The following is a 21,904-nucleotide window of genomic DNA, read 5'->3' as shown; positions in this document are numbered from 1 at the left end:
ACGGCGGCAGATCCCGCCACGAACACCCACTGATCAACACGTACACAATCGCGGTGAACACCGCACGAGCCGGCAACGGCGCCGTCCCGCCACCCTGCCGACGAGCCCGGAACTCCGGAACCAACGGCTCCACCAGCACCCACAACTCGTCCGGCACCAACCGCATCGACAACCGATCAACCACGACCCAAGATCATGGACACAAGATCATAAAATCCCACTTGTCGTCGAATGGGGTCGTCACCGCTGCTCCAATCGCTCGCCCAAATCACGCGACGCACTTCGCAGAAGCAGCACCACGTCGTCGGGGCCGGTCACCAAGTTCTTCAGTTCAGCACGGAATCGGCTAACCCACTGCGCGATAGAGCTTCGGTCAACGAGCCCGTCCTTGTACGCGATGTTACCGATAAGCTCGCCCGTCGTGTCAACGGTGAGTGTCCACAATACGCCGTCCGGGATATCCGACGTGCGTGATTGCGAGCCGAGCCGCTGCCGAATCTCGCTGTACTCCAGGTCCCCCACTCGGGTGCCGTCGAGAGGAAATGGAAAGGGAAAGACTTGGAAGATGATCGGAACCTCATTGTCCACCATCATCGGTCGCATGAACTCGGGTGCTTCGCCCGGGATCGCCGGAATGTCGTGGACGTATGCCTCCAGACAGGTGTTTCGAGTGAGCTGCAGCACGTCCCGATACTTGGCGCATGCCGTGACATCCATGCGGATCGGTACGAAATTAAAGAATAGACCGACCGCCTCGTCGAAACGGCCATAACCACGGCCAGGCGTCAATGTCGGGGTGGCGATGTCCGTCGCTCCGGACATCCGGTTGACCACGATCGTGAAAGCGGCGAGGAGCACCATAAAGGAGGACCCACGCACTTCCCTGGCCAGCGCGGACACGCCGGCCATCAGCTCAGCGTCCACTTCGAACCGGTACATGGCTGTTGTCTGCGGCAAGCCCCTCGATCGCGGCCGGTCCGCAGGCATGGTCAGGGTTTCCCCACCTCGCAGCTTATCCTGCCAGTAACGACGAGACGAATTCTCGGCGGGACCGCCCAATCTTGCAAGCTGCCACGTCGTGAAGTCGCGATACTGCTGCGGCTCTGCGAGCTCATGGCCCTCGTGTCCGGTCCGGGTCGCATATCGGGCCGCGATATCGCGAAAGATGACCTGCACGGACCACCCGTCCGCGGCCGCATGGTGCACGACGAGCACGAGCAGGGCGTCGTGGTCGTCGAACCGGTTGAGGACCGCGCGAAGTTTCGGTACCGAGGATGCGTCGAAGTCGGCAGTCTCCTCCTCGACAAGCAAGGCGTCGATTCGGCGTCCCCGCTCTTCCGGCTCGATCCCTGGAAGATCCCGAACGGTCAGTTCCGCGGGAGTCGGCTGATGGACGACCTGGCACCGCGCTTCCGGATCACGGATGATCACAGAGCGCAACGCATCGTGGCGCACGATGATGTCATCGAGCGCGCACTGCAACGCCTGCACGTCGACCTGTCCATGGATGCGCCACCCGTGGACGATATGGTGACGAGGACCAAACGGCCCCTCGGCGTCGCCCTGATCGAGGGCACATAGAAACTCTTGATTCGCTGACAGCGGCCACCGCTCGCCGGCGCCAGTCGAAGTGTCCATGGTCGTCATGGTTTCTTACCTTCTGCAGGTGTTTCGGGCCGGTCGTAGGGTTCGCGGCACGCAGGGGTGCCGGGTATGACTTTCATGCCTCTGCCGCTGATGGCCCAGGAGGATTGGCCGCCCGGCGCCCCGCGAAGACTCGACCGCTGATTGGGTTGTGCGAGCTGATCGCTGTGTAAGGACACGTCGGCGAGGTCGTCTGCTGGGACCATGACCCAGCCGAATGCGGAAGTGACCGTGCCCGAGCTTTGGGCCGACCTGGGCGGTCGACCTCAATGCCGGTGGCGCGGCGCTGCTGATCGCGTTGTCGGGTCAACCACGACCAGCGACTGAGTGTGCGAAAGCGGAAACGTGTCATCGCTCATGCTGCGCCCTCGATTGCATCGTGGTTTTGCATGACCGCCTCATAGAGCGCCTTGATGTTTCCGCTCCCGAAGGTTGTCGCGCCAAGGCGTTCGATCAGCTCGACGAAGAAGGTATTGCGCGGGCCGACCGGCTTGGCGAAGATCTGGAACAGCTGCCCGTCATGGTCCTCATCAGCCAGAATGCCACGTACGCGCAGATCTTCTATCGAATGCCTTTCCAGGTCAATCCGCTCATCCAAGCGGTCGTAGTACCGTCCGGGCGTTGAAAGGAACTGAACACCAGCCGCCTGGACCTGGTCGACCGCCCGCACAATGTCCGGCACCCGGAGCGCCACATGCTGGATCCCCGCACCGGCGTGGTCGCGCAGGAAGGCGTCTATCTGGCCTGGCGACTTGACCAAGTCCGGCTCGATCAGAGTGAAGGTGACGGCGCCGGAGGTACTTTGCACAACCTTGGAATTCATAGATTGTCTACCAACGACTATCTTCTCCTGGTACACGACGCGGAAGTCGAGTACCTCTTCGTAGAACGCCACGGTCGAATCGAGCTGCCCGCCGGGCAGGCAGACAGCGAAATGGTCGATAGCAGCATCGCCGATGTCACGCGCGGAAGGCGAACCGACCAGGGGAAGCGGTCCGCTCGCGGCGCGCTGCACGAAGGTATGGGCGACATCCGCAAAGGCCAAGATGCGCGCCGTCACTACCCCGTCATCTTCGGTTGGCCCGTGTAGCGGTACAGCGCCGCGACTTACCGCCTCGTGGAACGCAGTCCGAGCGTCGGCCACGCCGAGCCCGATGTCGGCGACTCCGTCTCCGTGTCGGGAGAGGTAGATAGCAGCCTGATGGTCAGGTACACGCGGCTCGGTGAGCAGCAACCGGATGTCACCGCGCCCAACTCCGACGGTGCGGCTTCGGCCGTCTTCGATTCGCTGGAACTCCGACAAGGCATAGCCTCGGGTCCACAGGTCCGCCGCTGATGCGGAATCCTGGACGAAGAACCGAACGTGGTCGACCCTCATGCCCGTGTAGACAGAGTTCTGCTCGAGTGCCATCACGCCGCACCCTGGTTGCGGCCAGCACCACGAGGGCGGAGGTCGGTCCAGTTCGTCGCGACGTAACGCAGACAGGACGTGCGATCTGTCGCAGCGAGGGCCACCCGCCAGCCCGCGGGCGCCACCACGAACTCGGGCCAGAGGGAGTGTTGACCGGCTTCGTTGACCAGCACGGTGAACTGGCCGTCCTCGCGGTCGAACGGATTCGACATATCCGGAGTCCTTCCTGTTAGCTCACCCTGGCGACCTGGTCGCCGTCAATCGCGGTGATGTGCTGGTCAATGAGCGCGACGGTGGGGATATCGAATATCTCCACTACGCTGAGCTTCACGCCCAGCTCAGCCTCGATGCGCAACACGAGTCGCGCCGCCTGGAGCGATTGACCGCCCAGATCGAAGAAGCTGTCGTCGAGGCCGACTTGGTCGACATTCAAGGTCTTGCCGAAGATCGCGCACAGCGTTTCCTGACGTGGGCTGAGCGGCGCACGATGTTGCTTGGCCCGGTCGAACTCCGGCTCCGGCAGAGTATCCCGATCCACCTTCCCGTTGACGGTCACCGGGATCGCGTCGATGGCGGTGAACGCGGCGGGCACCATGTAATCGGGCAGAGCCCTGGCCAGGTGGGTGCGCAGCCCGCCGAAGTCGACGCCGCCCGCACTGGGGACGACGTAGGCGGCCAACCGCTGATCCTCGTCGCTCGAGGTGCCGACGACCACCGCATCCGCCACGGCCGGATGCGTTCGAAGTGCGGCCTCGACCTCTCCCAGCTCGACCCGGAAGCCACGGATCTTGATCTGCTGGTCAGCCCGCCCGACGAACTCGAGCGAGCCGCCGGCGGTCTGCCGGACCAGATCACCGGTACGAAACATCCGCTCGCCCGGAGCGCCGAACGGGTCCGCAACGAACCGCTCCGCAGTGAGATCAGGGCGGCCGACATACCCCCGCGCCAGGCAGCCGCCCGCAACGTACAGTTCGCCGACCCCACCTTCGGCTACTCGGTTCAAGCTCTCATCGAGCACGTCAAGTCGCTTGTCATCGAGAGCCTGACCGAGCGGGACGAAAGCACCGACCTGCGCGAGCTGCGTCAACGGCAACTGGGTGGCGAACAGAGTGGTCTCAGTCTGTCCGTACATCACTCTGACCCGGATATCCGGATTTGCGGAAAGGATCCGACGCACCGCCTCTGGCGAGACGACGTCACCACCGGTCATGACTTCACGCACGGATGAAAGACAGGCAGGATCCTCCTCGGCAACGAGCCTGAAGAGCCCCGATGTCAAGTGAACTGCGGTCGCGTCGCCCCGCTTAAGATCGTCGCGCAGCGCATCGATGTCGAACTCGCCCGGGTGTGCCAGGACAATTTGTCCACCGCGCAATAACGGTGCCCACAATTCAAACGTTGACATTCCGAACGCATACGGCGCGATCATGAGAATCCGACTGAACACCGAATCGTTCCAGGTCTGGTCTTCGATGAGCCCGATCACACTGCGGTGAGAAACTCCGACACCTTTAGGCGCGCCACCCGATCCTGAAGTGAAGAGAACGTAGGCAAGCTGGTCCTCAGCTACCGAAACCGCCGGTTCGGACTCTTGAGTTTGTTCAGCGTCACTGGCCGTGATCACCTCGCCGAAGCTGGACAGCGTGGCCGCGGGCGTCGAACCGTCGGTGATTACCATCCGCACCTTGAGTTGGTCGCTGATGGACCGCAGTCGCTCCGTCGGCATCGTTGTGGCCAGGGGCACATACGTGGCGCCCGCCTTGATCACCGCGAGTGTCGCAACGACCAGGTCGAAGGACCGGCCGGAACACACCGCTACGGGCTGCTCTGCTTCCACTCCACGCTCGATCAGAAGGTTGGCTAAGCGATTGGCCCGGCGGTTCAGGTCATCGAAGGTCAGAAACCCGTCGGCTGACCGCACGGCAACCGCTTCGGGCCGCCGGCGAACCTGATTCAGAAAGGTCTCTGCCAGTGTAGAGGCCATATCGAAGCTCCCATCGGAATATTTCCGGCGCGGCAGGACTGCCGGTCTGCACAAGTCCATGCCGCTCCGGCCTGCCCTACCCTCTGAGTCTTCCAGCCGCCAACGAAGGCTGCGTCTTCGATATTGCGACCAGGCCAACACACCCAGCGTGGTTTGAAGGGTGAGTTCTGGCCCCACCAAGGTCATCGGAGGAGGATGCCGTCGCTGTTGACCGTGGAGGCGCAGCGTGCAACGGAGCATGGTCGAGTTGTTCGCGGCGATCCGGCGGGACTCGAGGATCGAGGGCTTGTCGGTTCGGGCTCTGGCGCGCAAGTATGAGGTGCATCGCCGGACGGTGCGCGAAGCGTTGACCTCGGCGTTTCCGAAGCCGCGGAAGAAGCAGCCGCCGCGTCGGTCTCGGCTGGATCCGTTCAAGCCGGCGGTTGACGCGATGTTGCGTGCGGATCTGGACGCTCCTCGCAAGCAGCGGCATACCGCGAGGCGGATCTTCGATCGGCTGGTCGCTGAGCACGAGATGGAAGGCATCTCGTATGCGACGGTGTCGGACTACGTGGGCTGGCGCCGCGCCGAGGTCCGGCGCGAGGCGGGCCGGGAGCCGGCCGAGGTGTTCATCCCGCAGACTCATCGGCCGGGCGCGGACGCCGAGGTCGACTTCGGCGAGGCCTGGGTGCGGCTGGCCGGCCGGTCCACCTGCTGTTGTCTGTTCACCTTCCGGTTGTCGTTCTCCGGCAAGGCGGTGCACCGGGTGTTCGCCTCCTGCGGGCAGGAGGCGTTCCTGGAGGGACACGTCCGCATCCTCCTGCGCCCCGAGCATTGGCTGAATCCGCGACTACACCCAGCTGTCCAGCTGGCCCGGGTGCTTCGAGACACGTTGTCCCGTGACCGGTCCGTCCGAAGCAGACATGGCGCGACGTAGGCTTGCCGGGCGCATGTCGGTCCATACCTCGTCGATGTGGGACAGGCACTCCTCCTTCGTGCCGGTGAACCCGGTCGCGGTCCAGCCGGGCGGGCCTTCGCGGTCCGCCGGCCAGATCGAGTACTGCTCCTCGTCGTTGACGACCACCCGGTACGTCACTGCGGCTCCTCGGTGTCGGTGATGATGTTGTCCAGCACGGCTTCGAAGTTGGCGAGCACGTGCGCCACGAAGCGGTCGTCGTACCGCCCTCGGTCGAACACGGCTTCGAGGCGCATCCGGTCGCCCGGTGTGACCACCAGGGTGAACGGGTAGTTCGTCCACGTCTTCGCGGATACCGCGGTGGCGCCCGCCGGCGCGAGTCGTTCGCGGACCGACTCGCGCACCGGATAGTTCTCGACCACCAGGATGGTCTCGAACAGCGGCACATTGCCCGGCACCTCGCTCCAGCCGTGCACCCGCACCAGCGGTGTGTGGTCCGACGGCAGCTCCGCCTGGTGGCGCTGGTTGTCTTGCAGCCACGTCACCAGGTCCCCGTCCGCCGGGATGGTGACCCGCACCGGCAGCGTGTTGATGAACATCCCGAGCATGCGGGTGTTGTCCGGTTCCGTTGACCGGCCGCTGCGCGTCACGCCGAAGACGACATCCGGGGTGCCCGCGTACCGGGACAACACCAGACCCCACGCCGCCTGCAGCACCGTGTTCGCGGTGACCCGGTGTGTCCTCGTGAACCCGGTCAGCCGGTCACCGAGGTCGAGCAGGCGCTCGCACTGCGCGTGCCCCGACCCGCCGGACGCGTGCGACGGCAGTGGGGTCGGCTCGCGGAAGCCCGCCAGGTACCGCTGCCAGAACGGGCGGGCCCGCTCGTGGTCCTGCGCACGGAGCCACGCGATGTGCGCCGACCAGGACGGCGCCGGGTCGTGCGGTGGCGGTGCGCCGGCGCGGAGCGCGTCGTACACGGTGAGGTACTCGTCGACCAGCGCGACGAGGCTCCAGCCGTCCAGCATGAGGTGATGGCTGGTCAACGCGACCACCCAGTCCCCGTCTGCGAGGTCGACCATGGTCAGCCGGACCAGCGGCGCCTCGAACAGGTCGAAGCCCCGGATGCGGTCGGTCATCAACAGCTCCTCGAGCCGTTTGCGGTGGGTGTCCGGCGGCCAGGCGGTGCCGAGGACGACGTCGGCGGCCGATGTGGCGTGCCGGTCCACCACCTGCCACGGTTCTTGCCGGTCGTCGAGCAGGAAACGGGTGCGCAGCACCGGGTGGCGGCGCGCCAGCTCCGCCCACGCCGCGGTGCACGTGTCCGGGTCGAGACCCTCCTGCGGCCACACCGTCTGGCTGACGTACAGACCGCTGCCCGGTTCGGCGAGTACGTGGAAGAGCATGCCTTCCTGGGTCGGTGCCAGCGGGTACGCGTCCGCTGCGGCCGGGTCGCGGCGCAGTATCGCCGCACGCCGGGCGGCCCACTCCGGCGGTGTGGCGACCGGTGCCTCGACCGGTGTGGCGACCGGTGCCTCGACCGGTGTGGCGACCGCGGCGAGCTCGGCGATCGTCTGGTGGGCGAAGAACTGCCGCGGGGTCAGGTGCAGCCCGGCGCTCACCGCCCGCGCGACGATCTGGATGGCGCGGATCGAGTCGCCGCCGAGCGCGAAGTAGTTGGCGTCCGCCGCCGGTGCCGGCACGTCGAGCACCTGCGCCCAGACGGCCGCCAGGACCCGTTCCGCCTCCGTTTCCGGCGCCCGCCCGCCTGCCATCGCGGGCTCCGGTGGGGCCGGCAGCGCGCGCCGGGCGAGCTTCCCCGTCGGTGTCGTGGGCAGCTCGGTCAGCGGCACGTATGCCGACGGCACGAGCGCGTGCGGCAGCGACTCGGCGAGGAACGCGCGCAGCACGACCGGTTCCGCGACCGCCGCCACGGCGGGGTCCGCGACCACGTACGCCACCAGCACCCCGTGCACCGCGACGGCCGCCCGGCCGACGGTCGGGTGCGCCCGCAGCGCCGCCTCCACGTCAGCCGGGTCGAAGCGGACGCCGTTGACCTTGAGCTGGTCGTCGGACCGCCCGAGGTACTGCAGGTTGCCGTCGGGCAGGTGCCTGGCCCGGTCGCCGGTGCGGTAGAGGCGTTGCCCCGGCAGCGTCGGGTGGGGCACGAACCGGTCCGCGGTCAGCGTCGGGTTGCCGTGGTAGCCGCGGGCCAGGCCGGCGCCACCGACGTAGACGTGGCCGGGCAGGCCCGTGCCCACCGGGATCATCTCGTCGTCGAGCAACTCGACCCACGTGCCGTCGATCGGCTGGCCGACGGGCACGTGGCGGTGCACCGCGGGCGCCCGGACCTCGTGTGCAGTGGTCGTCATCGTCGTCTCGCTGGGGCCGTACATGTTGACCACGCGCGCCGAGGGCGCGACCACGGTGAGGTCGAGTACGTCACCCGCGTGCAGCGGCTCGCCGCTGACCAGGACGGTGCGCAGCGCCGGCAGCGTGACCCTGCGCCGGACGAGGTGGCCGGTGAGCACCCGCAGGACCGACGGGACGACGGACGCGACCACGCTTACCGGTTCGGCTGCGAGCACGTCGACGGCCGTGTCCAGATCGGCCACCCCGTCGGTCAGCAGCGCGATCCGCGCGCCGACCGTCAGCGGGAACACGAGGTCGCGCAGGCTCGCGTCGAACGAGACGGTCGTCATCGCCGCCACGGTGTCACCAGGGCCCGCGTACTCGCGCCGCCGCATATCCGCGAGATAGTTCGCCACGCCGCGGCGCGTGCCCGCGATCCCCTTGGCCGCCCCGGTCGAGCCGGAGGTGTGCACGACGTAGGCCAGGCTGTCCGGCTCGGCCCGGGGGAACTCCGCGATCCGGTCGACCGGCATGTCGCCCGCCTGGACCACCGGGCCCGCGAACCCCGGCAGAGGTTTCTTCGTCAGCAACACGCCGGGGCGGGTGTCGTCGAGGATTCCGGCCAGCCGAGCAGGCGGGTGCTCCGGGTCGAGCGGCACGAACCCCGCTCCGGCCCGCCACACCGCCATCAGGGCGACGACCAGCTCCGCGTCCCGGCCGAGGTGGACGGCGACGAGCGTCTCCGGTCCCGCACCGGCCGCCACGAGCCGGGTGGCGAGGCGGTCGACGCGGGCGCCGAGCTCGGCGTACGTGACGTCGGTCCCGGCGGCACGCACCGCGACCCGGTCCGGCCGGGCAGCGATCTGCCGGGCCACCGGCTCCCACGGGTCGGCCACCGCGGGGGTGACCCGTCGCGGGACCGGTGCCGGGGTGAGCGGCACGCGCGTTACCGGGCGGTCCGGTTCGGCGGCGACGAGGTCGAGCAGCCGCAGCCAGTGCGCCACGAACGTCTCCGCCCAGGCCTGGTCGACGACGTCTCTGTCGAACTCGAGCGTCCCGGCCAGGCCGCCGGCGTGCTCGGTCACCGCGAGCCGCAAGTCACACTTGACCCCGCCCACCGGGACCGGCACCGAGCGCGCGGCAAGGTCGGGCACGGCGAAGCCGGCCGCTGGATCGCTCTCCACGACGAACTGCGCCTGCACGATGGGATGCCGGGTGAGGTCGCGGTCCGGTGCCAGCGCCTCGACGAGACGCTCGAACGGCACGTCCTGGTGCGCGTAGGCGCCGAGCGCGGTCGCGGCCACCCGATCGAGCAGCTGCCGGAAACTCGGGTTGCCGGACACCGAGGTACGAAACACGACCGTGTTGACGAACAGCCCGGCCAGCGGCTCGAGGTCGACGTGGTCCCGCCCGGAGACGGGGGAACCGACCAGCACGTCGTCCCGGCCGGTGTACCGGGCGAGCAGTGCCTGGTAGCCGGCCAGCAGCACCATGAACAGCGTGGCCTGCCCGGCCCTGGCGAGCTTGCGCAGCCGGGCACACAAGATGCCGTCGACGGTGAACGAGACCCGGCCGCCGCGGAAGTCCTGCACCGCCGGGCGCACCAGGTCACTCGGCAGGTCGAGCACGAGCTCCGCACCATCCAAAGTGGACTTCCAGTACGAGAGCCCGGCGTCGAGGCGAGCGCCGGTGAGCCGCTCTCGTTGCCAGGCGGCGAAGTCGGCGTACTGCATGGCGGGCACGGGCAGTTCCGCACCCGCGTAGATCGAGCCGAGGTCGCGAGCGAGCACGTCCAACGACATCCCGTCGGCGACGATGTGGTGCACCACGACGACCAGAACGTGCTCGTCCGCGCCGACCCGCAAGACCCGTGCCCGCACCAGCGGATACGTCGCCAGGTCGAACGGCCGCGCGGTCTCCTCGGCCAGCGCGGCGGCCACCTCGTCCGGTGCGACATCCTCGACCGCCATCCTCGCCGCCCCGGGCGGGTGCACCTGGGCGTACGGCACACCGTTCTCGGCGTGGAAGGTCGTTCGCAGCGTCTCGTGGCGGGCGAGCAACCCGGTGACCGCCTCGCGCAGCACGTCGACATCGAGGGGCCCGGACAGGTGCAGGGCCAGCGCCAGGTTGTAGGTGCCTGCCTGGTCTCCCACCTGCTCGACGAACCACAGCTGCTCCTGCGCGAACGACAGCGGCAGCGGCCGTCCGTCACGCGGCAGCGGCCGCGGTTCGTCCGCCGCGTCCCGCCCCCGGGTGGAGATCAGGTCGGCGAGACCCGCGACCGTGCCGGCACGCAACAGGTCGGCGAGCGTGAGCCGGACGCCCAGCTGCCGCGCGATCCTGGTGACGATCCGGATCCCCGCGAGCGAGTGCCCGCCGACGTCGAGGAAGTGGTCGGTCACGCCGACCCCGTCGGCACCCAGTACCGCCGACCAGATCCCGGCGAGCCGCCGTTCGAGGTCGTTCGACGGCGCGACGTGGTCCTCGGCCCGCTCCGGGCCGGGCGCGGGGAGCGCGGCTCGGTCGACCTTTCCCGCGGGGTTGAGCGGAAAACGCGACAACGTCACGTAGTACCGCGGCACGACCATGGCGGGCAGCGAGTCCGCGAGGTGCTCGCGCAGCTCCCGCGCGCCCGGCCCCGGCGTGCCGGGACGGGTCACCACGTAGGCGACGAGCCGTCCGTCGCGCTGGTGGACCACGGCGGCCGCGACCCCCGGGTGGCCGGTGAGCACCGCCTCGATCTCGCCCGCCTCGACCCGGACTCCGTTGACCTTGATCTGGTTGTCCAGCCTCCCGAGGTAGTCGAGCTGCCCGTCCGGACGCTCGCGGACCAGGTCACCGGTCCGGTACAGGCGTCCGCCGGGCACGGTCGGATCGGGCACGAACCGGTCTGCGGTCAGGCCAGGTCTGCGGAAGTAGCCCCGGCACACCGCGACGCCCCCGATGTGCAGCTCACCCGGTGTGCCGGGCGGGACCGGGCGCAGGTGCTCGTCGAGCACGTGCAGCGTGTTGCCGGGCACAGCGACCCCGATCGGCACGAGTGACTCGCCGCCCCGGCACCGGGCGAACGTCGAGGAGATCGTGGTCTCGGTCGGCCCGTAGAAGTTGTAGAACTCGACGTCGAGCGCCGCCGCCACCCGGTCGGCCAGGGCGGCGGGCAGCGCCTCGCCGCCCGCCACCAGCCAGCGCAGGCTCGCGCACGAGGCCGGGTCGGCCTCGTCGAGGAACAGGTGCAGCAGCGACGGCACGAACTGCGCGACCGTGACTCGTTCCCTGGCGATCAACGCGGACAGGTAGTCGGGCTCGCGGTGCCCGTCCTGCTTCGGCACGACGAGCCGGGCGCCGGTGGTCAACGGGAGGAACAGTTCCCACACGGACGGGTCGAAGCTGATCGCGGTGCGCAGCAGCACGGCATCGCCGGCGCCGACCGGCAGCAGATCCCTGGTCCACGCAAGGTAGTTGGCCACCGACCGGTGGTCGAGCATCGTGCCCTTCGGCCGCCCGGTCGAGCCCGACGTGTAGATGACGTAAGCGAGGTTGTCCGGCGCGGTACGGACGCGTAGGTCGATCCGGGCCCCGGCCAGGACCGTGCCGCGGTCCCGGTCGAGGCACACCAACTCGGGCCGGTGCTCGTTGTCGTCGAGCAGCGCTCCCGCCCGGTCGGTGGTGTCGGTGATCAGCACCGCCGGGATGGCGTCGGCGACCATGTACCGCAGCCGCTCCCGCGGGTAGTCCGGGTCGAGCGGCACGTACGCCCCACCCGCCTGCCAGATCGCGACGAGCGTGACGATCAGGTCGATGCCGCGCGGCAGGCACACGCCGACCACCGTTTCCGCGCCGACGCCGAGCTCGCGCAGCCGGGCCGCGAACCGCGCGGCCCGGTCATCGAGCTCGGCAAAGGTGAGGTGGGTGCCTTCGAACGTCACCGCCGTCGCGTCCGGGGCGCGGTGGCACTGCTCCTCGATGAGATCCGGGGTCGGGCGAAGGTCCATCTCACGTCTCCGATGCGGGGCGTTTGACGTTGCCGCCGCTGATGACCAGCACCGTGCCGGTGCCGGCGGGAACCGCTCTGTCGAGCAGCGCGGCGAGCGGCAGCGCCGCGGTCGGTTCGGCCGGCACGTCTGCCATGGCGTGCCACGCGGTGCGGATGCTGTCCTCGGAGACGGTGACGATGTCGTCGACCAGCCCCCTGCCGACAATGACCTCGAAAGGCCGTTCGCCGAGGTTCGCCACCCGGGCCCCGTCGGCGATGGTGTCGGCCTCGCCGTGGAGCCGGTGCAGCCTGCCGGTGCGCAGGCTGGCCGCGGCGTCCGCGGCCCGTTCCGGCTCCACCCCGATGACCGCGACGTGCGGGGCGCGGGATTTGACCGCGAGAGCGGTACCGCCGAGCAGGCCGCCACCGCCGACCGGCACCACGACGGTCGCGAGATCCCGGACCGCGGCCATGATCTCCTCGGCGACTGTGGCCTGACCATGGATGACGTCCCAGTCGTCGGAGGAGTGCACGAACGGCCAGCCGCGTTCGGCGGCGATCGCGCGGGCCAGCCCGTCGCGGTTGCCGAAGGTGACGCCGTGGGTGATCACCTCGGCGCCGAGGTCGCGGACGGCAGCGAGCTTCGTGGGCAGCACGTTCTCCGGTGCCACCACCGTCACCGCGATGCCCAGCGCCCGCCCGGCGGTGGCCACCGCCTTGGCGTGATTGCCAGAGCTGGCGGCGACCACACCCGCGGGGTGACCGGGCAGCCGCAGCAGGGCGTTGTACGCACCGCGCATCTTGAACGACCCCGACACCTGCATCGACTCGAGCTTGAGCCAGGTCCCGCAGGGCAGCGCGCGCAGCGGCGTGTGCCGGATGCGGGACCGCACCCGCCGGGCCGCCTCCTCGATGGCCGTGCGGTGGGCGCCCAGGTACTCCGCCGGCGGCATCATGTCGTCGTGGGCGAGCGTCATGACGGCTGTCCCGCCAGGCCTGGGACGATCCGGGTGCCGCGAACTGGTGAGAACGCCAGGAACAGGGCGGGGAGCAGGAGTCCGGCGCCCGCGACCGCGATCGCCCCACGCAGCCCGAAGAGCTCCGCGAGCAGCCCGCTCACCACCGCGGTGACCGGGGTGGCCGCCCAGGCGACCCAGCGGAACGTCGCGTTCACCCGCCCCAGCAGGTGGTCGGGTGTCATGATCTGCCGCGCGCTGACCAGGCTGATGCTGTAGGTCTGCACCCCCGCGCTCACCGTGAAGGTCGACAGGATCAGCAACCCCAGGCTCCACAAGCTGTTGTCCGGCACCAGTGGGACGATCAGCACCGGCCCGCCCGCGATGAACGCCGCCCAGGTCACCGTGGTGCCGAGGCTGACTCGGTCGTTGACCCTGCGCACGACGAACGAGCCGACCAGCGCGCCCGGCCCGGCCGCGGCCAGGATCAGCCCGAGACTCCCGGCCGAGAAACCGAGGTCCTCCAGCACGAACAGGGCGAGGATCGGGGTGCGGATGTAGAAGAAGGCGTTCATGATCCCGGACGAGATCGCCATCGGGCGCAGCAGCCGGTCGCCGAACACGGTCGAGAGGCCTTCGCGGATGTCCCGCCAGACCGAGGCCGCCGGGGGCGCCGCGGTCGTTTCCGCCGCCCCCGCCCGCTTCGGCACGGTGAGGGTGACGATCAACCCGGCTGCCGCCAGGTAGCAGACCGCGTCGATGGCGACGGTGTTGGCGGCGCCGAGCAACTCCACCAGGAACCCGGCGATCGACGGACCGACGATCATCGCGGCGGAACGGGTGAGTTCCAGCTTGCTGTTGGCGTCCACCAGCTCGCGCCCGCTCACCAGCGCGGGCAGCAGCGAGGGCGACACCACACTGAACGCCACGTGCAGCGTGCTGACCAGGAAGTACACGACTATCAGCCACGGCATGGAGAACAGGCCGAGTAGCGCCGCGACCGGCAGCGAACCGAGCAGCACCGCGCGGCCGGTGTAGGTCGCGACCAGCATCCGGCGGCGGTCGACCCGGTCGGCGAGCACTCCGAAGAACGGCCATGCGAACGCCATGGGTGCCATGCCGACGCCGACGAACAGCCCCATCTCGGTGGCCGTCGCGTCGAGCTGGATCACCGCGACCAGTGGCAACGCCACCAGCGAGAGGTGATAGCCGAGCTCGGAGATCGTCTGCCCCGTCCACAGGCGCACGAACGGGCCGTTACGCAGCAAGGTCATCGCCCTCCGCCTCGGTCGCTGTCACCATCGTGTCCAGGAGCGACCCAGCCCGGCCCGGGTCGAACAGCTCCTGGTCGTAGATCAGGTCGAGGAACACACCTCCCGGCCGGTCGTGCGCGAACAGCGTGATCGGGTAGCGGGCCCAGACCTCGTTCAGGCCGGTGTGCTCGATCTCCAGTCCGGCAACCTCGACGGCGCGGTGCGGGAAGTCCTGCATGTTGAACAGCGCCTGCGCGAGCGGCGCGTGGCTCGCGGCCTGGTCGGGCGCCAACTCGTCGAGCAGGAGTTCCAACGGCAGGTGGCGGTGGGAATGGGCGTCGAGCACCCGGCCCCGCGTGCGGTCGACCAGCGTGGCGAAGTCCGGCCGGCCGGTCAGATCGGCCCGCAGCACCACCATGTTCGCGACGTACCCCACCATCGCGTCGAGCTCCGGGCGGTCGCGATTGGCCATGGGCACCGCGACCGTGAAGTCGTCCCGGCCGAACCGTGTGCCGAGCGCGGCCTGGAACGCCGCCATGAGCACCATGAACGGTGTCGCCCGCAGCTGGCGGCACAGCTCATGGACCCGGGCGCTCTGCCCAGCCGTGAGGGTGCGGGTCACCCTGCCACGGGTCGGCCGGTCGGGCCCGGTGAGCCGCGGGTAGTCCGGTGGTAGCTCGAACAGCGCGCCGGCCCCGGCGAGTTCGCGACGCCAGTGGTCGAATTCGGCCGCGACGAACTCGTGGGTGAGATAGGCCCGCTGCCACGCGGCGAAGTCCGCGTACCGCGCGACCGACGGAAGCTCCACAGTGGACTGGTACAGCGCGGTGAGGTCGCGGAGAACCAGGCCGACCGACCACCCGTCGGCGACGAGGTGATGGATGACCACGCACAGGACGTGATCCCGCGGGCCCTGCCGCAGCAGCGTCGCACGCAGCAATGGCCCGGCCGCCAGGTCGAACGGCTGCCCGGCCCGCGCCGCGACCGCACCTGCCAGGTCGGCGGGAGCCACGTCGACCACCTCGAGCGGCACCGGCTCGGGCGGCCGGAGCTGCGGGCCGTGCGCGGGGAAGACCGTCCGCAGCGCGTCGTGCCGTGCGACGAGCCCAGAGAGGGCCGTCTCCAGCGCGTCGTGGTCGAGCTCGCCGCGCAGCCGCCGGACAATCGGCACGTTGTAGAACGCATACCGCCCGGAACTCCGTTCCAGGGACCACAACCGACGCTGCGCGGCGGTCAGCACCGGCTCGCCCGAAGCCGGCACGAGCTCGGGCAGCGGGTCGGCTTCCGCGTCACGGACCCGCGTCGCGAGCTCCGCGACAGTCGGGCTCTCGAACAACGCACGCACCGGCAGCACTACGCCCAGCGACTCCCGTAGCCCGGCGACGGTCCGTGCGGCGAGCAGCGAGTGTCCGCCGAGGATGAAGAAGTCCTGGTGCACCCCGACTTCCGGCACGTCGAGGACGTCGCACCAAACGCGGGCTATCAGCTCCTCGACACCGTCGCGCGGGTGCTGGTCGGTCACCGCCTCCGCCGCAGGTCCGGGGAGCGCATCGCGGCGGATCTTCCCGGTCGTGGTGCGCGGGAGCCGGTCGAGCGGGACGAAACCGGCCGGGAGGTGGGTGGTGGGCAGCCGGTCGGCCAGATCGGCGCGGATGCGCTGGGGCGTGGGCAAAGTGCCCGCCGGCACCACGCACGCCACCAGCCTGCCGCCGGGTGCGTGCACCGCGGCCTCGGCGATCGCGGGGTGCGCGCACAGCGCTGCCTCGATCTCGCTCGGGTCGATGCGCACCCCGTTGACCTTGAGCTGGTGGTCGGTGCGCCCGAGGTACTGCAGAGTCCCGTCAGGCAGGTACCTGGCGCGGTCACCGGTGTCGTACAACCGTTCCCCGGCCCTGGTGGGGTGGGGAACGAACCGCTCGGCGGTGCGCCCCGGCTGCCGGTGGTAGCCGCGTGCGAGGCCCGCGCCACCGATGAAGACGCGGCCCGGCATGCCGATCCCCACCGGGCGCAACCGTTCGTCGAGCACCTCGACACGAGTGTTGCCGATCGCCGTGCCCACCGGGATCCGGTTGGTCGCGCCGGGCCGTACGCGGTGACGGGTGGTGGTCATGGTCGTTTCGCTGGGCCCGTACATGTTGTAGACGGCCGCATTCGGCGCGACGGCCGCCACCGCGGCCACGTCCTCGGGGTGCAGCGGCTCACCGGAGACCAGCACGGTCCGCAGATCCGGCCACCGCCTCCCGCGTGTGGTGAGCATGCGCAGCAGCGACGGCACGACGGCGGGCACGACCGTCGTCTCGGCGATGGCGCCGGCAACCGCGTCGAGATCGGCCGCACCGCCCGGCACGAGGACGACGCGTGCGCCGACGGCGAGCGGGAGCAGCAGGTCGCGTAGCGACGCGTCGAAGGACACGGTGGTCAACGCCGTCACCGTGTCGGCAGCGGTGACGAGACCGGCCCGGCTCAGATCGGCCAGGTAGTTGGCGACTCCGCGATGGGTGCCGGAGATGCCCTTCGGGGTGCCGGTCGTACCGGAGGTGTAGACGACGTACGCGCGGCCGTCCGGGTGGACGAGCCGCGGCGGCGGCTCGGGCCCGTCCTCGAGTGGGGGCAGTTCGGTGAGCTCGAGGTCGGGCCGTGCGTCGGCGAGCACGTCCGCGGCCCGCCGCGGCGGCAGCTCCGGATCCAATGCGACGAAGCCCGCTCCGGTGCGCCAGACGGCGAGGAGGGCGACGACGAGGTCGACGCCGCGCGGCAGCCGCACCGCGATGAGCCGTTCGGGTCCGGCGCCCAATGCCGTGAGCCGGCCCGCCAGCCGGGCGGCCCGGCGGTCGAGATCCCGGTACGTCACGACCTCGTCCCCGCACACCACCGCGTCCGCGTCCGGGTGCAGCGCCGCCCGCGCGGCGACCAACGCGGCCACTCCGGTGTCGGGGACCGGTGTGGCGGTGTCGCCCGCGCGGTCGAGCAGGGCCTGTCCCGCCGCGGTCAGCAGCGACACGTCGGCGTGCGGTGCGGACGGGTCGGCGACCATGGCGGCCAGGATGGTGCGCCATCCCTCGACAAGGACGTCCGCCTCCGCACCGGCGAACACGTCGGTGGCGAACCGAAGCCCGCAGTCGAACCGGTCGCCCGAGTCGGTGGCGACCAGGGTCAGGTCGTTCTTGACCGTGTCGTTGGATACGCCGACCGGCAACACCTCGGCCCACGTCTCGCCGGCCGGGCGGGGCGCGTCCAGCTCGAACATGACCTGGTGGAACGGCTGGTGGGCGAGGTCTCGGTGCGGCGCCGCCGCCTCGACGACCTTCTCGAACGGCACGTCCTGGTGCTCGTAGGCGGCGACTGCCGCGTCTAGCACGACCGTCAGCGCGTCCGCGAAGGTCGTGGCGCCGGACAGATCGGCGCGCAGCGCGACGGTGTTGACGAAGAAGCCGGGCACGTCCTCCAGTTCCGAGGTCGCACGCCCGGCCACCGGCGTGCCGACCACGAGGTCGTCCTTGCCGCCGAACCGGGCGAGCAGCAGCGTGAACCCGGTCAGCAGCACCATGAACGGCGTCGCGCCGTGCGCCATGGCCACCGCACGCACCGCCGAGGTGAGGCCGGCGTCGAGCATGAACCGCCGGATGCCGCCGCGGTAGGTCGGCACGGGTGGCCGGACGCTGGTGCCCGGCAGGTCGAGGATCGCGGGTGCCCCGTCCAGCACGGACCGCCAGTGGTCGAGCTCGCGGTCCAGCCGCTCGCCCGCCATCCAGTCCCGCTGCCACGCGGCGTAGTCGGCGTACTGGAGCGCGGGCTCGGCGAGCGTGCGCCCGTGGTACAGCCCGGCCAACTCGTCGACGAGCAGCCCGAGCGACCAGCCGTCGGTGACGATGTGGTGCATCGTCAGCACCAGCACCGGCCGACCGGCCCGCAGCAGCAACTCGGCCCGCAGCAACGGTCCGGTGGCGAGATCGAACGGGAGCCGCGCCTGGGTGTCGGCCGCGGCACGGACCGCGCCGTCCTGGTCCGCGTGCGCCGTCAGGTCCACCTCCGGAAGTGGCACCGGCTCGGCCGGCAGCAACCGGCCGGCCGGGCCACTGCCGGTGTCGTCGTAGACGGTGCGGAGGATCTCGTGGCGGCGCACGACCTCGGTGAGTGCCGCCCGCAGTGCGGGCACGTCCAGTAGTTCGGGCAGCGCGAGCACCAGCTGCACGTTGTAGGCCGGGGAGCCGGGCACCAGCCGGTCGAGGAACCACAGCCGTTCCTGGCCGTATGACAGCGCGTCGGTGCCGCTTCGACGCGACACTCGGACCGGCGGCGTGCTCTCGCCACCGGCCTGTGCCTCGACGTACTGGGCGAGGTCGGCGAGCGTGGCCGCCTCGAACGCGATCTGCACCGGAACCCGCACCCCGGTCGCGCGCTCGAGCCGCACCACCATCTGGATCAACTGCAGTGAGTGGCCGCCGAGGTCGAAGAAGCGGGCGTCGGCGCCGATGTCCGCCCTGCCGAGCACCTCGGCCCAGATTCCGGCCAGCGCACGCTCGCCATCGGTCCGGAGGGGCGTGCTGCTCGCCGGTGCCGGTTCGGGTGCGGGGAGCGCGTCCCGGTCGAGCTTGCCGTTGGCTGTGCGCGGCAGTGCGTCCAGCACGACGAAGTGCTGCGGCACCCAGCCTGCCGGCAGGTGTTCTCGGAGGTGGGCACGCAGCTCCGCCGGTCCGGGCGTCGGACCGGCGACGGTGAGGTACGCGGCGAGTGTGGTGGTGCCCGCCCGGTCGGCGACCGGGCGCACCGCGACCTCGCCCACCGCCGGGTGCGCGGCGAGGGCGGCCGCGATCTCGGCCGGTTCGATCCGCTGCCCGTTGACCTTGACCTGGTGGTCGGTGCGGCCGAGGAACTCGAGCGTGCCGTCTGGCCGCCAGCGGACCACGTCGCCGGTCGCGTAGCGCCGGCCTCCGAGCACGGTGGGATCGGGCACGAATCGCTCCGCGGTCAGCCCCGGCTTGTGCAGGTAACCCCGGCCGACCGCGGTCCCGCCGTGGTACAGCTCGCCCGGCAGCCCGAACCCCGCCTGCCTGCCGTCGGGATCGAGCACGTGCGCCGTGGTGTTCCACATCGGACGGCCGATCGACGCGACCGCGCCGTGGTCCATTGTGGACGCCCAGGCGCCGGTACTGTGGATCGTGGTCTCGGTCGGGCCGTACAGGTTGAGCAGGGAGCCGTCGAACTCGGCGAGCACCCGGTCGCGCAGGTCACCGGGTAGCGCCTCACCGCTGCAGATGATCACGCGCAGGCTCGTACCGGCGGGGACTCCGGTGGCGTCGACGAAGGTCCGCAGCATCGACGGCACGAAGTGTGCCGCGGTCACGCCCGCGTGGTCGATCAGCTCGGCGAGGTAGCGCGGGTCGCGGTGGCCTCCGGGACGGGCCAGCACCATGCGCGCTCCCGTCATCAGCGGCAGGAACAGCTCCCAGACGGAGACGTCGAACCCGAACGGTGTCTTCTGCAGGACGACGTCGGCGCGGTCGAGGCCCAGCTCGCCGGCGAGCCAGAGGTGGTGGTTGACCACGGCCCGGTGCGGGATCGCGACTCCCTTCGGCGACCCGGTCGAGCCGGAGGTGTAGATCACGTATGCGGTGGCATCCGGTGTCACGCCGGTGCCGGGTGCTCCGTCCGGGAGGTTCGTGAGGTCGTCGTGGTCGAGGAGGACGACCGGGGGCAGGTCGGTGCTCCGCAGTGCGCGGGTCGCTTCGGCCTCGGTCACGACCGCGACCGGGCGCGCATCGGCGACCATGCGTCCGAGCCGTACCGGCGGGAGGTCGGGTTCGAGCGGCAGGTAGCCCGCACCTGCCTTGAGGACCGCGAGCAGGGCCACGACGAGCTCTGTCGATCGCGGGAGGCAGACCCCGACCAGGATGTCCGGTCCGGCACCGAGCTCGCGCAACCGGTGAGCGAGCCGGTTGGCCCGCCGGTCGAGCTCGCGGAAGGTCAGCTCGGTGTGCTCGTCGGCGACGGCGATCAGGTCCGGAGTTCTCGCCACCTGCGCGGAGACCAGCTCGTGCAGGCACGCGCCGGGTGCCGGCACCGAGGTGTCGTTGGCGGCGCGGACCAGCGCCCGCTCCTTGTCCGTCCACAGTGGAATATCCAGCGCCTGCTGGTCGGGGTCCTCGGCGAACGCCGCGAGCACCAGACCGAGGTGACCCGCCATGCGCTCCGCGGTCGCCCGGGTGAACAGGTCACGGGCGTAGCGCAGCCGCCCGGTCAGCTCCTCGCCGTCGACCGCCATGAAGTCGAGGTCGAAGCGGGCGGCGCCGTTGGTGACCGCCACCGGCGTCCACTCCGCGCCACCCGCCGCGAGCACGCGTGGTGCGTCGTCGAGCTGGACGAGCGCGCGGACGAGGGTGTCGTGCCCGGTGCCGCGCACGCGGTCGGCGAGCAGTTCGAGTGGCAGTTCCTGGTGTTCGTAGGCGGTGAGCGTCGCTTCCCGGCAGCGGGTCACCAGCTCCCGTACTGACGCGTCGCCGACGTCGACCCGCAAGGGCACCGTGTTGACGAAGAACCCGATCACATCCTCGGTGCCACCTCGGACCCGGCCCGCCATGGGCGTGCCCGCGACCACGTCGCGGCTGCCGGTGTAGCGGGCGAGCAGCGTCTGGAACGCGGCGAGCAGCACCGGGAACAGCGTCGTGCCCTCGGCCCGGGCGAGGGCACGCAGCTTGCGCGAGGTCTCCGGAGACACGGTGACCGGCAGGTCGTCTCCGCGCAGGGTGGCGGCGGACGGGCGCGGGAAGTCGGTCGGCAGCTCGAGCAACTCCGGCGCACCCGCGAGGTGCTCGCGCCAGTGAGCCAGCTCGGCCGCGCTGCGCTCGGCGAGCCGCTCCCGCTGCCACGCGGCGAAGTCCGGGTACTGTGCCGGCGCCGGCGGCAGGTTCATCTGTCCATTTCGGACAAGTTGATCGTACGCAGTGGACAGTTCGCGAACCAGGACGTCCTGGGACCATCCGTCGCACACGGCGTGGTGGATCACCACCAGCAGCAGGTGGTGATCCGCGCCGAACCTGGCGAGCCGGGCACGCACGAGCGGGTCGCGGCCCAGGTCGAACGGCGCCCGGATGTGCCTGCCGAGCCAGGCTTGCTCGCTGGCGGCGTCGCTGCCGATGTCGTCGACGGCGATGATGACCCGGTGGTCCGGGGTGATCGTGAGCACCGGCGTGCCATCCGCGGCGACGATGTTCGAGCGGAGTGAGTCGTGCCGCGTGACGACCGCGGCGAGGGCCTGGCCCATTGCGGCGACGTCGAACGGGCCGCTCAGCCGGAACGCGAGCGGCACGTTGTAGGCCGAGCTGCCAGGGGAGAGCTGGTCGAGGAACCACAGCCGTTCCTGGCCAGCGGATGGCACGAGACGCTGCTCGTCGGGGTAGGCGCCGGTCCCGGCGGCGGCCTTGCGCAGGGCTGCGCGCACG

The 21,904-nt window shown here is 70.2% G+C and carries 10 protein-coding genes and 1 pseudogene; 1 reads left to right on the top strand and 10 read right to left on the bottom strand.

Annotation, left to right across the window (positions count from 1 at the left end; translation table 11 throughout):
• Positions 1-4: 4 nt before the first annotated feature.
• From AB0N03_RS12930 to AB0N03_RS12910, 5 genes and pseudogenes are all read right to left on the bottom strand, one after another.
• Positions 5-184, bottom strand: a pseudogene (locus AB0N03_RS12930) (transposase); the annotation flags it as partial.
• 56 nt (positions 185-240) lie between these two features.
• Positions 241-1,647 carry a condensation domain-containing protein gene (locus AB0N03_RS12925; RefSeq protein WP_364369815.1) on the bottom strand — a complete coding sequence of 469 codons (1,407 nt, stop codon included), beginning with the start codon at positions 1,645-1,647 and terminating at the stop codon, positions 241-243.
• Between the two features lie 352 nt (positions 1,648-1,999).
• Positions 2,000-3,055 (bottom strand): 4-hydroxyphenylpyruvate dioxygenase, encoded by a 1,056-nt coding sequence (gene hppD / locus AB0N03_RS12920; RefSeq protein ID WP_364369812.1) that lies wholly within the window; start codon positions 3,053-3,055, stop codon positions 2,000-2,002.
• The gene (locus AB0N03_RS12915; RefSeq protein WP_364369809.1) at positions 3,055-3,267 is read right to left on the bottom strand and encodes an MbtH family protein; all 213 of its coding nucleotides are present in this window, start codon (positions 3,265-3,267) and stop codon (positions 3,055-3,057) included. The genes hppD and AB0N03_RS12915 overlap by 1 nt, the downstream gene beginning before the upstream one ends.
• A 17-nt stretch (positions 3,268-3,284) precedes the next feature.
• Entirely contained in the window at positions 3,285-5,039 is a 1,755-nt protein-coding gene (locus AB0N03_RS12910; protein ID WP_364369806.1) for a non-ribosomal peptide synthetase, read from the bottom strand.
• Between the two features lie 238 nt (positions 5,040-5,277).
• On the opposite strand from AB0N03_RS12910, the gene AB0N03_RS12905 reads away from it, so the two are divergent.
• Positions 5,278-5,955, top strand: a complete 678-nt coding sequence (locus AB0N03_RS12905; RefSeq protein ID WP_364369803.1) for a hypothetical protein — start codon at positions 5,278-5,280, stop codon at positions 5,953-5,955.
• Here AB0N03_RS12905 and AB0N03_RS12900 read toward each other — a convergent pair.
• Genes AB0N03_RS12900 through AB0N03_RS12880 form a run of 5 tightly spaced genes read right to left on the bottom strand, consistent with a single transcriptional unit; the run spans position 5,869 to position 21,903 of the window.
• Complete coding sequence (locus AB0N03_RS12900) at positions 5,869-6,114, bottom strand: MbtH family NRPS accessory protein (RefSeq protein WP_364369800.1); 246 nt, start codon at positions 6,112-6,114, stop codon at positions 5,869-5,871. The genes AB0N03_RS12905 and AB0N03_RS12900 overlap by 87 nt on opposite strands.
• Positions 6,111-12,275 carry an amino acid adenylation domain-containing protein gene (locus AB0N03_RS12895; protein ID WP_364369797.1) on the bottom strand — a complete coding sequence of 2,055 codons (6,165 nt, stop codon included), beginning with the start codon at positions 12,273-12,275 and terminating at the stop codon, positions 6,111-6,113. Before AB0N03_RS12895 ends, AB0N03_RS12900 begins: the two co-directional genes overlap by 4 nt.
• A gap of 1 nt (position 12,276) precedes the next feature.
• Positions 12,277-13,233, bottom strand: coding sequence for a pyridoxal-phosphate dependent enzyme (locus AB0N03_RS12890; protein ID WP_364369795.1), 957 nt, complete (start codon positions 13,231-13,233; stop codon positions 12,277-12,279).
• Positions 13,230-14,486 (bottom strand): MFS transporter, encoded by a 1,257-nt coding sequence (locus AB0N03_RS12885; RefSeq protein WP_364369792.1) that lies wholly within the window; start codon positions 14,484-14,486, stop codon positions 13,230-13,232. The genes AB0N03_RS12890 and AB0N03_RS12885 overlap by 4 nt, the downstream gene beginning before the upstream one ends.
• Positions 14,470-21,903: an amino acid adenylation domain-containing protein gene (locus AB0N03_RS12880; RefSeq protein ID WP_364369789.1), complete on the bottom strand. Its 7,434-nt coding sequence runs from the start codon at positions 21,901-21,903 to the stop codon at positions 14,470-14,472. The genes AB0N03_RS12885 and AB0N03_RS12880 overlap by 17 nt, the downstream gene beginning before the upstream one ends.
• Position 21,904 lies beyond the last annotated feature (1 nt).

Source organism: Amycolatopsis sp. NPDC051061 (assembly GCF_040682935.1).
In the GTDB taxonomy this organism is placed as follows: Bacteria; Actinomycetota; Actinomycetes; order Mycobacteriales; family Pseudonocardiaceae; genus Amycolatopsis.
This window is presented reverse-complemented; position numbering and strand designations above follow the sequence as displayed.

Bases quoted from the DNA above. Each gene is read 5' to 3' on its own strand.
- AB0N03_RS12915 (WP_364369809.1), bottom strand. From the start codon at position 3,267: ATGTCGAATCCGTTCGACCGCGAGGACGGCCAGTTCACCGTGCTGGTC.
- hppD (WP_364369812.1), bottom strand. From the start codon at position 3,055: ATGGCACTCGAGCAGAACTCTGTCTACACGGGCATGAGGGTCGACCAC.
- AB0N03_RS12905 (WP_364369803.1), top strand. From the start codon at position 5,278: ATGGTCGAGTTGTTCGCGGCGATCCGGCGGGACTCGAGGATCGAGGGC.
- AB0N03_RS12895 (WP_364369797.1), bottom strand. From the start codon at position 12,275: ATGGACCTTCGCCCGACCCCGGATCTCATCGAGGAGCAGTGCCACCGC.
- AB0N03_RS12925 (WP_364369815.1), bottom strand. From the start codon at position 1,647: ATGACGACCATGGACACTTCGACTGGCGCCGGCGAGCGGTGGCCGCTG.
- AB0N03_RS12885 (WP_364369792.1), bottom strand. From the start codon at position 14,486: ATGACCTTGCTGCGTAACGGCCCGTTCGTGCGCCTGTGGACGGGGCAG.
- AB0N03_RS12890 (WP_364369795.1), bottom strand. From the start codon at position 13,233: ATGACGCTCGCCCACGACGACATGATGCCGCCGGCGGAGTACCTGGGC.
- AB0N03_RS12910 (WP_364369806.1), bottom strand. From the start codon at position 5,039: ATGGCCTCTACACTGGCAGAGACCTTTCTGAATCAGGTTCGCCGGCGG.